The following is a 14,809-nucleotide window of genomic DNA, read 5'->3' as shown; positions in this document are numbered from 1 at the left end:
ACAACACTCCTGACAGCACTTCCAGATCTTCACATTTCACCCTCCACCCCGACCGGCCCAAGCCCTCTGACGACCCGTACCAGCACCCCTGACAGCACTTCTCACCAGATCATCACATTCCACCCTCCACCCCGACCAGCCCAAGCCCTCTGACGGCCCGTACCAGCACCCCTGACAACACTTCTCACCAGATCTTCACATTCCACTGAGAAATATCTGAGGATCCCCCGAGACCGTGGTATCGACGAAGACCCCTCGTACCGGACGGTGGTCCCCGCACATGACCTCAACCACTCCTCGAACGACCGCACGGTCCAGCCACCGCCGCGGGCCCGTCGGCGCCGCGGCGCTGCGGCTCGGGCTGCTCGCCCTCGTCGCGATCGGCATCGTGGGCGCCTCGCTCGAGCTGGCCTTCGAGCGGCACTGGCAGAGCCCCGTCCAGCTGATCCCGTGGGTGGCCATAGCGCTGCTCGCGGTCGCGCTGCTCATGCTCGCCGTGCGCGACGCGGGTCCGGCGCTCACGGTGGTGCGCGTGCTCGCCGTGATCGTGCTGCTGGCCTCGGCGTACGGCGTCCTCATGCACGTGGTGGCCAACCACGGCATGGGCGCGATGGATCCCGATTGGGACTCGATGTCGCCGCTCGCCCAGTGGTGGTCGGCGCTGACCAAGTCGGTCGGCGGCGCGCCGCCGCTCGCGCCCGGCATGCTCGCCCAGGCCGCGCTGCTCCTGCTGCTGGCCAGCGTGACGCCGAAGCGCAAGGAGCCGCTGGCCTGACCTAGGGGCACCAGCGGTGACCGGCCCAATGGGTGGGGGGCCGGTCACCGCCGTCCCATGCCCGGGTCCCGGCCGCCCCATGCCTCCCCGAGGCGCCGTCTCAGCCCCCGTGCGGGCCGGAGCGCAGTCGTTCCGGCAGGGCGAAGACCGACTTCAGCCGCCGCTCGTCCGGCACCGCCGCCCGCCGGTCGGGGTCGATGAGGAAGGCCGGGATCCCGTGCCGCTCGGGCCCGGCGAAGTCGGGTTCGTAGGTGTCGCCGACGAAGACCGCCGATGACGCCTCGATGCCCAGCGTGTCGAGCGCGGCGGCGTAGATGCGGGGGTGCGGCTTGCGCCAGCCGACCTCGACGGAGGTGACGACCGCGTCGAACGCCTCCAGCACCCCCATCGCGGCCAGGTGCCCCGGCACGAGCGACGGCGTGTGCGTGTTGGTCACGACGGCGAGCCGGTGCCCCGCCGCCAGCTCGCCCAGCAGGTCGGCGAGGCCGGGCAGGTAGCGCACGCCGGTGTTCCACTCGGCCAGGTAGCGGGTGACGAACTCCTCCACCTCTCCGTCGCGCGGCGCGCGCCCCAGCGCCTCGCCCAGGTAAGCCGCGCCGCACTCGGTCATCGAGAACTCGCTGTCGTCGGCGTCGCTGCGCCGGTCGAAGGCCGCCGACGTGCGCGACCATCCGTCCAGGAACTCCTCGTACGACAGGGTCGCGCCGAGTTCGCGCAGCAGCGCGTACGAGGAGTCGTAGCCCTGCTCGGTGCGGCTCGGCGAGTAGTCGACGAGCGTGCCGAAGAAGTCGAAGAGGATGTGGGTGCGCGGCATACGTCTCATACTGCCCGTCCCCGCCCGATTCCCCTCGCGGCTGTCATTTTCACGACATGTCGTCATTTGACCAGGCGGTTTGCGCCCTGCGGACCGCCGGGATCCTCCATTCTCATGAGCGGGTAAAGCCGCACGAAAGATCGGTTTTTTCATGAGATGGATCCCACTCTTCGCCGCCACCGGCGTGGGCCTGGCGCTGCTTGCGGCTCCGGCCCAGGCCGCGGAGCCCGGCCCTGAGGCCGGCGGGGAGCTGCACCGGGTCACGTTGATCACCGGTGACGTGGTCACCGTACAGGAATTCGCGGGCGGAAAGCGCGCCGCGACCGTGCACCCCGCCAAGGGCCGTGAGGATGTCAGGTTCTTCACCCGCGAGGAGGACGGCGAATTAGTCGTCACGCCCGCCGACATGGTGCCCTACCTGTCGCGCGGATTGGTGGACGAGCGGCTGTTCTCCGTCAGCGACCTCATCGAGCAGGGCTATGACGACGACAGCAGCGACGTGCTGCCGCTCATCCTGTCCTACCAGGACAAGGGCGCGAAGGGCGTCACGCTGCGCAGCGTCAACGCGACCACGATGCGCGCCGAGAAGGACGACCTGCCCACGCTGTTCAGCGCGTCGTCGAGCGAGCCCAGGCTGCGCGATGGGCTCGCCAAGGTGTGGCTCGACGGCAAGGTGCACGCGACGCTGGAGAACAGCGTCCCGCAGGTGGGCGCGCCGCAGGCTTGGCAGGACGGGTACGACGGCAGCGGCGTGAAGGTCGCCGTGCTGGACACCGGCATCGACGAGAACCATCCCGACGTCGCCGGCAAGATCGCCGAGGCCAGGAACTTCACCGCGGACCCTTCGGTGAAGGACGAGCACGGCCACGGCACCCACGTCGCCGCGACCGTGGCGGGCACCGGCGCCGCCTCCGGCGGGCAGCGCAAGGGCGTGGCCCCGGGTGCGCAGCTCGTCATCGGCAAGGTGCTCAACAGCCAGGGCAGCGGCACCGAGTCGGAGGTGCTGGCCGGCATGGAGTGGGCGGCGCGGGAGAGCGGCGCCGACATCGTCAGCATGAGCCTCGGCGGCGACCCGACCGACGGCACCGACCCGCTGAGCGTCGCCGTCGACACGCTCACCGAACAGACCGGCACCCTGTTCGTCATCGCGGCGGGCAACGCGGGCGACGAGTACACCGTCGGCTCCCCCGGCGCGGCCACCTCCGCGCTGACCGTCGGCGCCGTGGACGGCAACGACCAGCTCGCCCCGTTCTCCAGCAGGGGCCCGCGCCTCGACGAGGCCATCAAGCCGGACATCACCGCGCCCGGCGTGAACATCACCGCCGCCAGGGCCGAGGGCACGATGATGGGCAACCCGCTGGACGACCGCTACACCCGGTCGAGCGGCACCTCCATGGCCACGCCGCACGTGGCGGGCGCGGCGGCGATCCTCGCCCAGCGGCACCCGGACTGGACGGCCGGGCAGCTCAAGGACGCGCTGGTCTCGACGGCCAAGACGATCGACGGGCAGACCCCGTACGAGCAGGGCGGCGGCCGCCTCGACGTGGCCCGCGCGCTGCGCCAGACCGTCACCGCCACCTCCTCGCTCAGCCTCGGCGTGTTCGAGGACGGCGCCACCGGCACCCCCTCCGGCACCATCACCTACACCAACTCGGGCGACTCCCCCGTCACGCTGACGCTCACGCCGACGCTGTCCAACCTGGACGGCGACGCACCCGGTGAGGGCGCGCTGACCCTGTCGGCCGCCTCCGTCACCGTCGAGCCGGGCCAGAGCGCCACCGTGGACGTCCAGGTGGACCTGACCAAGCTGGTCCACGGCCGGCACGCCGGCTGACGTCACCGCGACCACCGCGGACGGCTCCGCGTTCGCGCACACCACGCTCGCGCTGACCACCCGCGGCAAGATGCACAAGGTGCACTTCACCGGGATCGAACGCGACGGCTCGCCCGCCCGCGTCCCCGTGATCATGATGCAGAGCGCGTCCAGCAGGGACGACGCGTTCGGCTACATCCTGGACGAGCAGGCGGGCTGGACCGTCGAGGTCCCCGAGGGCGTCTACCACACGCAGGCCGTCATGGGCGAGTCGCACGACGAGCTGCCCGTCGACTCCCTGATCCTCTTCCCCGAGCTGAAGGTGGACCGGGACCTGGAGGTCGTGCTCGACGCCAGGAAGGCCGTGCCGATCGAGATCAGGACCTCGCAGCCGGTGATGCAGGACGGCATCGCCACCTACTTCACCTACCGCACGATCGGCAACAGAAGGCTCGCCTTCGGCGCGATGAACTTCCCCTCCGTCGAGGCCCTGGCCGTCACCCCGACCGCCCAGGTGCAGGAGGGCACGTTCGAGTTCTCCTCCCGCTGGCAGCTCGCCGCGCCCCGGGTGACCGTCAAGGTCGGCCGCGACACCCTGCTGGTCCGTCCGACGATCAGGTCGCCCGAGATCTCCGGCACCAAGCGCTGGAAGCTCGCCGACGGCGACGCGGACGGCAAGCTGAAGGGCAAGATCGCCGTCATCACCAGCAAGGAGCAGGGCGACTGGAACAGCAAGTTCGACGGCCTCAAGGAGCGCGGCGCGGCCGCGGTGATCGTGGTCGGCCCCGACGGCTCGCCGATGTGGCAGCCGTGGCAGCCGACCGGCGACCGTGACCCGCTGCCCGCCCTGATGATCACGCATGATCGCGGCCAGGTGCTGCTCGACCGCCTGCGCAAGGGCGGCGGCACGGTGGAGGTGACCGGCCGGTTCCAGACCCCGTACCTGTACGAGGTCATGCAGGTCTCCTCCGGCCGGGTGCCCGAGAAGATCGTGCACGACGTGAACTGGCGCAACACCGCCCTGGTCGACTCCCACTACCCGGCGACCGGCAGCGATCGGTACGCCAAGGACCAGCGCTTCGGCTGGCGGCCCTGGCAGATCTACAGCCTGGACGCCCAGATGGAGACGCAGCGCGTCCTGCCGACCGCCAACCGCAGGGCCGAGTACGTCAGCTCCGGCGACACTCAGTGGCAGCACATCGTGCAGCACATGCACACCTGGGAGTCCAACTCGCGGCTGCGCGGCGGCCTGACCGACGGGCCGCGCTCGTACCGGGCGGGTGAGACGGTCAAGGAGCGGTGGTTCGCCCCCGTCGTCCGGCCGGCCGTGACGAGCGCCACCCGTACGGGCGACGTGCTCGCGATCCAGGTGCCCGAGTTCGTGGACGCCGACGGCCACACCGGCTACGCCGGCGGCAGCGACACCACGGACACCGTCAAGGCCCGCTTCTACCGCGACGGCAAGCTGGTGGAGGAGCGCGACTCGCTGCGCGGCACGTTCACCGCGGCCGAGCGGGACGCCGAGTACCGCATGGAGCTGTCCACCGCCCGCACGTCGGAGACCTGGCGCTACGCCACCGCCACCGAGTCGGCGTGGACGTTCAGGTCGGCCCGCACGCAGGGCACTCAGGCGCTGCCGCTGCTCGGCGTGGACTACGACATCCCCGCCGACCTCGAAGGCAGGGTGCCGAAGGGGCTCCCCGTGCCGCTCGGCTTCACCGCCAAGGGGGCGAAGACCTTCAAGGCCGAGCTGTCGTACGACGACGGCAAGACCTGGAAGCCCATCCCGGTGCTGCCGCTCGGCCAGGGCCGCTACACCGCCCTCGTCGGGCACAAGAAGACCGAGACCGGCGTGTCCCTGCGGGTCACCGTGACGGGTGACAAGGGCAGCCGGTTCGAGCAGACCGTGACCAGGGCGTACGGCGTGCGCTGACCGGTCACAACCAGCGCTCGCGGGCCGCATGCCAGGCAAGTTGCATCCTGGTCTGCGCGCCCGCGAGCCGCATCAGGTGGTAGACGCGGCGCTGCACCGTACGGAGGCTGAGCCCGAGCTGGCTCGCGATCGTCTTCTCCGGCACGCCCGCCACCAGCAGCGACAGCAGGTAGAGCTCGTCGGCGTCCAGCGGGCATGACCCGGTGTCGGCCACCTGGCCGTCCTCGGAGAACCTGATGGGCGTCGCCCGCTCCCACTGCGCCTCGAACAGCGCGATCAGCGCCTCCAGCAGGCTGCTCTCCCTGACCAGCGCGGCCGTCAGCTCGGCGATCCCGCCGACGTGCTGCACCAGCGGCAGCAGCGCCGTCTCCCGGTCCACGATCATCATCCGCACCGGCAGCGCCCGCACGGCGCGGGCCTGCTCGCCGAGCTTGATGCCGTACGCGACGTTCTCCACCATGCCGGGCTCCTCCAGCAGGGCCCGCTCGTAGATGACGCGGTAGCTCACGCCCCGGCCGAGCGCCTCCAGCTCCTCGTCGTTGTCCTGCGACGGCATCACCACGTGACCGGCGCGGCAGAAGTACAGCACCTCATCGCGCGCGCGGTCCTGCAGGTGGCGCACCTGCTCGCGCAGCGCGGCCCGGCTCGGCAGCACCTCGATCAGCCGGTGCGCGTCCCGCCTGCGCACGCTCGCCCGGTACTCCTCAGAGAGCTGCTCGACCGCCTGGCGGGCCCAGTCGATGGCCTCCTGGCCGCGTACGAGCCGCGGGCCGAGCGCCACGTCCGGCGCCACCGGCGCGTACCTGCCCGCCGCCACCTCCCTGACCAGCCCCTGCTCGCGCATCCCGGCCAGCGCCTTGGCCGCCTCGTCGTCGCTGATGCCCAGCTCGGCGGCCAGCCCGGCGACGTCGCCCTCCCCCGCTCGTACGAGTGCCCGGTAGGCCCGCTCCTCCGTTTCGTCCAGTCCCGCAGCCTCCAGCATGCGCTCCATCATGGCATCCGAGGCATTTCATGAAAGTTTCAGCCGCGATTGACGGGCGTGAGGCGACCCCTGATGATCGCCTTGCTTCCTGGTCAGGAGGAGGCGTCGAGTGAATCCCCCGCCTGAGTCCCCCGCCGTCCAGCACGAGGTGCGCCGATGCCGAAAGTCCCGTTACGAGCCGCGCTGGCCGTCCTGCTGACGCTGGCCGCGTTCAACGCTCCAGCCACCACCGCGTACGCATCAGACGACGAGCCCGTACACGTCGCCGTCAACGCCCGAGCGGGCCTGGCCACCGTCCCCGAGACCGGCATCGGGACCAACCACGCCATCTGGGACACGAACCTGGGCACGAACGAGACCGCCGACCTGCTCAAGGACGCCGGCGTGAAGTTGCTGCGCTACCCCGGCGGCTCCTACTCCGACATCTACCACTGGGAGACCCACACCGCCCCGGGCGGCTACGTGGCGCCGGACACCGACTTCGACACGTTCATGAACGGCGTGCGCAGGACCGGCGCGCAGGCCATGGTGACCGCCAACTACGGCACCGGCACCGCCGAGGAGGCCGCCGGCTGGGTCCGCTACGCCAACATCACCAAGCGGTACGGCATCAAGTACTGGGAGATCGGCAACGAGATCTACGGCAACGGCCACTACGGCGCCGAGTGGGAGGCCGACGACCACCCCGACAAGAGCCCCCACGAGTACGCCCGCAACGTCGTCGCCTACGCCGACGCCATGAAGGCCGTCGACCCCACCATCAAGATCGGCGCGGTGCTGACCACCCCCGCCAACTGGCCCGACGCCATCGTGGCCGAGGGCGACAGCGGCTCGTGGAACCAGGTCGTGCTGTCCACCGCCGGCTCAAAGATCGACTTCGTGATCCTGCACTGGTACCCCGGCGCCCTCGACAGGACCGGACACATCTCCGACATGATCCAGCTCACCCGCGAGCAGATCGCCACGTACGCAGGGCCCGGCTCCGAGCGGATCGGCATCGCGATGACCGAGTTCAACACCGGGTCGAGCAGCAACGGCACCAACACCCAGCCGGGCGCGCTGGCCGCCGCCGACTCGTACGCGACCCTGCTCGCGAACGGCGTCTTCACCGTGGACTGGTGGAACGTGCACAACGGCATCGGCGAGGTCACCGAGGTCGCGGGGCACACCGACTACGGCGACTTCGGCCTGCTGTCGAGCGCCTCCTGCACCTCCGACGGCAGCGTCTGCGAGCCGCCGCTCAACACCCCCTTCGCGCCCTACTACGCGCTGCAGATGGTCGGCAAGTTCGCCAGGCCCGGTGACCGCTTCATCCGCGCGGCCACCGACCGGCCCGAGGTGGCCGCGCACGCCGTACGCCGGCCCAACGGCGACCTCGCCGTCCTGCTGATCAACACCTCGGAGGACACGTCGTACCCGGTTGAGCTCGACTACACCGGCTTCGCCCCCGCCGCCGGCGCGCCCACCGTACTGACCCACACCAACGGTGCCACCTCGATCACCAGCGGCTCCACCGGCACCCCGACCGCGCAGACGCTGCCGCCGCTGTCCATGACCACCGTCATCCTGCGCCCCGCGGACCCCCAGGCCGACCGCCCTGGCAGCCCGGGACAGCCGAAGCTCACCGCCGTGACCGGCACCACCGCCACCCTCACCTGGCCCGCCGCAAAGCCCGGCACCCGCAAGATCGCCAAGTATGAGGTGGTCCGCCAGCACGGCGCCGTCACCGAGCAGCTCGGCGAGACCTCCGGCACCACCATCACCGTACGCAACCTCAAGCCCGGCACCCGCTACACCGTGAACGTGCTGGCCCGCGACACCGGCGGCGCGCAGTCCTGGCCGTCCGCCCCGCTCACCTTCACCACCGGCACCCCCGCCGACAGCTCGTGCAGCGTGAAGCTGACCGTCCAGTCCGACTGGTCCAGCGGCTACGTCGGCTCGCTCGACATCACCAACCACGGCGCCCCGCTCGACGGCTGGACGCTCTCCTTCACCTGGCCACGAGCCTGGCAGAGCCTGGACAGCGGCTGGAGCGCGGTGTGGACGGAGGACGGACGCGAGGTGCGCGCCGTGAACGAGGCCGCCAACCCGACGCTGGACACCGGGGCCACGGCCACGATCGGGTTCGTCGGCAACTACTCCGGGCCGAACGTCCTGCCCACCGTCTTCACCCTGAACGGCACCACCTGCACCACCGTCCCCTGACCTGCGCCGACCTTCGCGTCGAGCCGGGCCCGCCGTCAGCACGGGCCCGGCCCATCAGCCGGGCGGCTCGGCCTCCCCTTCACCCGCCGCTCAGGGGGTGATTCACCCGCCGCTCAGGGGGTGAGCCCGGCCTGCTCTTCGTCCTGCGTTCAGCGGTGCCAGAGGAGGACGGCGGCGGTCAGGGCGGCGCGGTGGTAGGGCGGCAGGTCGTCGCCGGTCCAGTAGACCTCCACCTGCGGGTCGGGCTCGTCCATCTGATCCATCTCGGTCTGCGCCTCAGCGGTCAGCTCCCAGGCGGCGACGCCCGGATCCACCTCCGCCAGGTAGACGCGGTGCGGGGCTCCCGAGCCGTCGAGGGTCGCGCGCCAGGCCCGCCGTACCGTCACGACACCCGCGCGCTCGCTCAGCGCGTCCACCACGAGGTGGTCGGTGAGGTCGAACAGGTCGTCCTCCAGGTCGGCCGACTCAGGAGGGACCCCGCTGCTCAGGTCGAGCCCTGGCGGGATGCGCGGGGGACGTACCGAATCAGGAGAGAAGGCGTATCCGGGGGCTTCCGTGCCGTCCTGCGGCGGCACGGCGGCCGCCCCGGCGGGTTCGCCGTCCAGGCCGAGTGCGGCGAGCACGTCGCGCAGGAGGTCGAGGTCCCCGGCCGTCAGCGAGACGCCGTTCTCGGCCGCCGCGAGCGTCAGCATGTCGGGCAGGTACGCCAGGTCGCCCGCGGCCAGCATGGTCCTGGCCCGGGTGACGACCTCGTCGGGCAGCCGCCCGGCCAGGCGGATCAGCAGCCGGTGCACGCCGGCGTACAGCCGCCAGGCCCGGTCGTCCAGCGCGCCCCATGGGGTGCTCACGTCAGCCTTCCTCCATCACGATGATGTCGTACGAGCGCGGCACCTCCGGGATGACGCCTCGCTCGACCATATCGGCCGCCACCCGGTCCACCTCCTCGCGCAGCCGCGCCGCGAACTCCGGATCGTCCACCCTGGTCATGCGCGAGCGCGGCGGGAAGACGGCCTCCTGGTCCTCGGCGAAGGAGGAGAAGACCGAGATGTCCTTGGCCTGCCCGCCAGTGAGCCGATAGGCCACGATGACCTTATGGTCTCCCGCCGGGTTCTCGGCCATGAACCTGATCGCGACCTCAAGCAGCCTGCTCACGCTGAGAAACTCGCGGGCCATTCCGTGCGGATAGAACGGCGCACCGTAGATGGGCCACTGCGCCGGCGACAGCCAGTCCCCCCGATAGGCGATCACGGGCCGCTCCGGCGAGCCCACCCCGGGAAGCTGCATCATCGCGTCGTGCACCATGTCGGCGTGCCAGCGCATCTCGTCCCACAGCCGCGGGACGACCCGGCCGACGTGTTCCTTCAGCGCATCCCATGCGTGCTGCCGGTCCCTTCTGGCCGCCCGCATGTCCTGGCTCGCCTGCCTGGCGTCGTCCCTGCGGCCCTCGTCCCTGGCCTGCTTGAAGCGCTCGGCGGCCTCGTCCGATCGGCGGACGGCGTCCACGTACGCGTCGGCGAGCGGGTTCAGCGGCGACTCCGAGGTGAGGTGGCCGGCGCCCTCGTGCAGCATCGGGCGCAGGGCCAGCGGCAGCGGGAGCGCCTTGGTGCGCGCGGCGATGTTGTCCAGGTAGTTGCCGACGAGCTGATCGACCTTGGCCGCCATGCGGTTGCGCACCAGCGACTCGGAGATCCCGTCGGTCCAGAGCTGGAAGCGCGTGACGTTGTTGATCAGGTAGTGGCTGTGCCTGGTGTACACGGTCAGCGCCATCACGTGCGCCGGTGACAGACGTTCGCCCAGCGCCCGGACGGCGTCGGGGTTCCCCGGGTCGATGCCGGAACGATCGAGCCACGCCGCGAGGTCCGGGTCGGTCACCCGGCCGCTTTCGAGCTGCGGCCACAGGCGATCGACGGTATCGATCACCTTGTGGTGCTGAGTCTCGGAGAATCCGGCGATGTCCCTGGCGTTCGTGTAATAGCGGGACTCGTGCGGGAACATCCCGTCGGGCAGCACCTCGCGCCGCAGCGTGGCGAGGTCGATGCCGGGCAGGTTCCGGTAAAAGTCCACGGCGGTGGGCCGGGCGCCGGGCTCCAGCCGCATCCCGCCCACGCCGGCGATCTGCGCGCCCCTGGCGATCTCGAACAGCGAGTGATCCCGGCCCGGCAGCATCCACCCCATCAGCGCGCCCAGGAACCGCTCCGTCATCGCCGGCCCGAGGTTGAGGAACTTGACCGCCGTCAGCATCTTCGCCGTGGTGCCCGAGACGCCGTCGATCACCGGGAAGCCCTCGCTCGCGACCTTGCGCGCCCACCGGCTCGACGTCGTGTCGTGCATCGTCACGCCCTCGCGCCACGGCAGCGGCGTGTCCGGGTCGAGCCGGCCGCCGGTGTGCTGCTCCGCGTACGCCCGCTCGTACCTGCCGAGGGGCGTGCCCAGCCGCTCGTAGTGCGCCGGCGTCGTGTTGAGTCCCAGCTCCTGGATCTCGGTTTCCGTACGGTCGCGCCTGCTGTACTGGCTCGACACCATCTCCACGACGTCCCTGGCCCCGCGCTCCGACATCATGCCCACGTTGCCGGTGCCGAACGGGTCGCGGGTGAACGTGTAACTGCCGTCCATGAACCTCCACTCGAGCCGCCCCAGCACCGGACGGTGCAGCCGCTCGTCGAGCTGGTGGTGCGCGCGGCGCACCGCCTCGACGTCGAGCCCTGCCTGCCGGGCGCGGTCCCAGCCGCCGGTGTCCATGATGTCGAGCAGCGCGTTGCCGAAGATGCCGAGATTGTCGCGGTTGTAGTAGGCGCCGTTGTAGAACGCCGTCACCAGCTCGCGGAGGTTCCCGTGCGCGAGCAGGTCGTCCACGGTCAGGCCGGCCCGCGTACCGACCTGGCCGGCGCTGGCCGGGTCGTCCTTGAAGAAGACGCTCTCCACGCGGCGGGCGAACGCCTCAGGGGTCTCATCCGGCCGTCTCGGGGTGAGCTCATGAGGACGTCGCGCATCTTGGCGAGCGCGGCCCTGGCGGCGTCCAGCGTTCGGGGGTCGTTGAAGTAGTACGCGCCCAGGCGCTGCTCGAACCTGGTGGCCTCGTCGTACCAGCGGGGGTCGTTGTAGAACCGCTCGAAGTCGAACGGCACCCGCGCCGCCCGCGGGCCGCTCTGGCCGGCGCCCCCGGAGTCCTCCCCTGGCCGCGCTGGGGGTGCACCGTCGCCGGTGGGTTGTGGTGTGGCGGCGCGGCCTTGCGGTTGCACGGCTCCGTTCGCCTGGGGCGGTGGTGGCGTGCCTTCCCCCGGCCGGTCCGTCACCGCGCCCTCGGCGCGGCTCACCGCCCGCGTGGGCGGCGCGGAGTCGGGTTCGGGCAGGTGGTTGAGCAGCCGCTCGATCCTGCTCGGCCCCGGTGCCTCGCTCGGCCTCGGGCCCGGCACCTCGCCCGGCCTGGCGGCGGCCGACGACTCATCCGCCCTGCTGGGTGACAGCGCCTCGCTCGGCCTGATGGAGGGCGGCGCGTCCCCGGCCGTCCCAGCAGCCCTGGTCGCGCCCGCCGTACCGGTCGCCGCGGCCGAAGTGCGGTCGGACGGTGCGGACGCACGATCGGACGGTGCCGCGGCGCGGTCGGCGGGTGCGGAGGTGCGGTCGGACGGCGCCGCAGCACGATCGGACGGTGTCGCGGCCGGTTGCTCCGGTCTGCCGCGTTCCGCCGAAGAGGCGGATGCGTGCCGAGCAGCGGAAGGCTCCGGCGTGGTGCGGACCGACGCCTCCGACGCGGTGCGGACCGACGACGCCTCGGGCGTGGTGCGGGCCTGCGACGCCTCCGGCGTTCTGGAACGTGGAGCGGCCTCGCCACCCTGGCCGGGTGTGGTCCGCTGCTCCGGCCCGCCCTGCTGCCGGACCTCCCCCTGCGGCACGTGCGCTTGCCGATCGAGCCCCGGGTACGGCGCGGCGGAAGCCTGACGGGCACCTTCCGCACCAGCGCCAGCACCGGCACCGGCACCGGGGTCACCTGCCTGGCTCAGCGTGGCGCCGCCGTCAGCGACGGGACCCGGCCCGGCGACAGTCGACGGCGCCCCTTGCACGGACACAGTGCCCGGCCCGCCGCCGGAGCCGTCGTTCCCCTGCGTCTCAGATCCGGAACGGGAGCCAGGAGCGGCCCCCGGATCCTGGCCATCCCGCGCACCCGCGCCCGAGGTGACGTCGGGCCGGGAACCAGGACCGGGATCCGGGACGGAGCCATGGCCAGGTCCGGAGCCAGGGCCGGGGCCGGAGCCGAGGGCGGGGCCGGTGAGCGAGTCGCCGTACGAGGACGGGACGCGACGGCCGGGAAGCGTCGTGGTGAGGTGCTGCCCGTCGGCGCCGAGCGCGCTGGACGTGATGCCCTTGGCCAGCATGTCCCAGTCGAAGTCGCCCTGCGCCAGCATGGTCCCGGCCGTGGTGATGCCGCCGGTCAGCGCGTACTGGGCGGCCTGCCCGTACACGGACGAGTGGGCGGCCGCCAGCAGCCGCTCCATGGTGGTCATCTCCGCCTTCGTCAGCCCGGCGCGCAGGGCGGGCGTGGCGAGCCGGGTGAGCCCGCCGCTCAGCAGCCCCATGAGCCCGCCCATGGCGCCGCCGCTCAGCGCCGACACCCCGATCTGCCGCAGGTCCAGCTCGTCCCTGCGGCCCTTGGCGATCTGCGCGAGCTGGACGCCCGCGTCCATGCCCGCGACGATCCCGGCGAAGATGGCGATGTTCTTGAGTGCCAGCTTGGCGATCTGCGCGATGGTGAGGCGGGCGATCTGTACGCGCGGCCCGATGAGCAGCAGGCTCGCTCCCTTGGTGGCGACGGCCATCGCCAGCAGGTACGAAAGCTGCGCGACCAGCAGCCAGACCGTCATCTCGATCATGTACTTGGCGTACTGGATCTGCACGCCGACGCCGTTGAGCGCGACGGCGGCCTTGATGAGCCGGTCGACCAGCTCGGCGGCCCGGCCTCCGACTCTCTTCGCGACGTGCTCGGCGAAGGCGAGGTGGGCGGCGCCGTCCCAGTCCGCTCCGATCTTGTCCGCGCTCCACGGCTGATCGGCGGCGGTGCCCTCGACGACGCGGTGCGCGGCGGTCACGCACGCGTCGGCGAGCCGGAAACACCCGGTCTCGTCGCCTTCAGGCCAGTCCATGCCGACGGCCCAGCCCACGTACGGCTTGGCCCAGTCGGGAACGAGGAACCCGTCGAACCCCATGAACCGTCAGCCCTGGAACGTTCCGGCGCCGGCCGCTCGGAGGCGGCGGATCAGAGCGTTCATGCGCCGGGATCCACGGTCGGGGGCACGAACGCGTCGAGCGAGACGCGCTCGCCGAAGACCTGCTCGTACGGCAGCCCTTCCGGCAGCAGCGGCTCCATGAGCCGCCGCCGCTGCTCGTCGACGTCCGCCGTAGCCCTGCGGATCTGCACCATGATGGCGTCGGCCAGCTCGGACGCGGAGAGCTTGCGGTAGACACGCGGGTCCAGGCGAAGGTCGCGGAGCTGCCCCTGCGACCCCACAGTGACGCTGATCATGCCGTCGGACGAGGTCTTGGTGGCCTCCACCGCGTCGAGCGCCCCGTACGTCTCGCGTACGCGCGAGATCTGCTCGTTGACCTGCTCTGCCAGTTCCTCGACCGAAGCTTCGAAATTGTTCATCAATCTTACTACCCCCGTAAAGGACAGTTCATACCACATTCAACATTGGTTGCAGAAGCGCCAGAAGCCACATAGGGGGCTGAAGTCCATGTTGTACAGGTGAAAGATCGCGACATCTCGTGATCATTCACCCTCCCAGATCGACTTGGAGGCGTGCGGCAAGAACGGGCAGAGTGGCACGGCGTACCGGCGATGCCCGTGGCGCGCGGCGGCCGCAGGCAGCGGAATCCGTGCGATCGCGCGTACGGCACGGCAAAGAACGCCGACGCCCTCCGCACGGGAGGACGGACGGTTCGAGCAAGAATGACACAGCCGAAGGAATGCGGGACAGGTTGTGACGTTTCCCCAGCACTCTCCGCCGCCGCGCCGCGTCTCGCCGGGCGGGCGTTCATGGGCGCGGTGGATCGTGGTCGCGGCAGGTCTGGCGGTGCTCGTGGTGTCGCTCATCGCCGCCGTGGGACCGTACCGGCAGACCACGGAGTTCCGCGAGATGATGGCCTGCGAGCGGAGCGGCGGCGGCTGCTTCGGCGCCGAGGGCGGCACCATCGCCGACCGGCGCACGTACACCACCACCGAGACCACCACCCACACCGACGCCGACGGCCGCACCCGCACGTCCACGCGCACGATCACCCACCACGAGATC

11 protein-coding genes are annotated in these 14,809 nt (G+C 71.2%); 4 read left to right on the top strand and 7 right to left on the bottom strand.

Annotated features, from left to right (window positions below; translation table 11 throughout):
- Positions 1 to 280: 280 nt before the first annotated feature.
- Positions 281 to 775, top strand: coding sequence for a hypothetical protein (locus WBK31_RS38385; RefSeq protein WP_378785551.1), 495 nt, complete (start codon positions 281 to 283; stop codon positions 773 to 775).
- 100 nt (positions 776 to 875) lie between these two features.
- Here WBK31_RS38385 and WBK31_RS38380 read toward each other — a convergent pair whose 3' ends face one another.
- Positions 876 to 1,589 carry an HAD family hydrolase gene (locus tag WBK31_RS38380; RefSeq protein ID WP_364063415.1) on the bottom strand — a complete coding sequence of 238 codons (714 nt, stop codon included), beginning with the start codon at positions 1,587 to 1,589 and terminating at the stop codon, positions 876 to 878.
- Between the two features lie 151 nt (positions 1,590 to 1,740).
- Here WBK31_RS38380 and WBK31_RS38375 point away from each other — a divergent pair, with 151 nt between their 5' ends.
- Positions 1,741 to 3,423, top strand: coding sequence for a S8 family serine peptidase (locus tag WBK31_RS38375; RefSeq protein WP_378785554.1), 1,683 nt, complete (start codon positions 1,741 to 1,743; stop codon positions 3,421 to 3,423).
- A 70-nt stretch (positions 3,424 to 3,493) separates the two neighbouring features.
- On the top strand, positions 3,494 to 5,335 hold the full coding sequence (locus WBK31_RS38370) for a PA domain-containing protein (protein WP_406673993.1): 1,842 nt from the start codon (positions 3,494 to 3,496) through the stop codon (positions 5,333 to 5,335).
- Between the two features lie 4 nt (positions 5,336 to 5,339).
- Here WBK31_RS38370 and WBK31_RS38365 read toward each other — a convergent pair whose 3' ends face one another.
- Entirely contained in the window at positions 5,340 to 6,317 is a 978-nt protein-coding gene (locus WBK31_RS38365) for a helix-turn-helix domain-containing protein (protein ID WP_364063420.1), read from the bottom strand.
- A 156-nt stretch (positions 6,318 to 6,473) separates the two neighbouring features.
- On the opposite strand from WBK31_RS38365, the gene WBK31_RS38360 reads away from it, so the two are divergent.
- Entirely contained in the window at positions 6,474 to 8,522 is a 2,049-nt protein-coding gene (locus tag WBK31_RS38360; protein ID WP_406673992.1) for a cellulose binding domain-containing protein, read from the top strand.
- A gap of 149 nt (positions 8,523 to 8,671) precedes the next feature.
- Here WBK31_RS38360 and WBK31_RS38355 read toward each other — a convergent pair whose 3' ends face one another.
- The 5 genes from WBK31_RS38355 to WBK31_RS38335 form a co-directional block, all read right to left on the bottom strand.
- Complete coding sequence (locus WBK31_RS38355) at positions 8,672 to 9,370, bottom strand: hypothetical protein (RefSeq protein ID WP_364063425.1); 699 nt, start codon at positions 9,368 to 9,370, stop codon at positions 8,672 to 8,674.
- Position 9,371: 1 nt separating this feature from the next.
- Positions 9,372 to 11,444, bottom strand: a complete 2,073-nt coding sequence (locus tag WBK31_RS38350; protein ID WP_406673991.1) for a hypothetical protein — start codon at positions 11,442 to 11,444, stop codon at positions 9,372 to 9,374.
- Positions 11,378 to 13,723, bottom strand: a complete 2,346-nt coding sequence (locus WBK31_RS38345; protein WP_406673990.1) for a hypothetical protein — start codon at positions 13,721 to 13,723, stop codon at positions 11,378 to 11,380. The genes WBK31_RS38350 and WBK31_RS38345 overlap by 67 nt, the downstream gene beginning before the upstream one ends.
- 59 nt (positions 13,724 to 13,782) lie before the next feature.
- On the bottom strand, positions 13,783 to 14,163 hold the full coding sequence (locus WBK31_RS38340) for a YbaB/EbfC family nucleoid-associated protein (protein ID WP_364063431.1): 381 nt from the start codon (positions 14,161 to 14,163) through the stop codon (positions 13,783 to 13,785).
- A 123-nt stretch (positions 14,164 to 14,286) separates the two neighbouring features.
- A complete protein-coding gene (locus WBK31_RS38335) occupies positions 14,287 to 14,796 on the bottom strand; it encodes a hypothetical protein (protein ID WP_406673989.1) in 510 nt (169 codons plus the stop codon).
- Positions 14,797 to 14,809 lie beyond the last annotated feature (13 nt).

The organism is Nonomuraea sp. N2-4H (genome assembly GCF_045291505.1).
GTDB lineage: Bacteria > Actinomycetota > Actinomycetes > Streptosporangiales > Streptosporangiaceae > Nonomuraea > Nonomuraea fastidiosa.
This window is presented reverse-complemented; position numbering and strand designations above follow the sequence as displayed.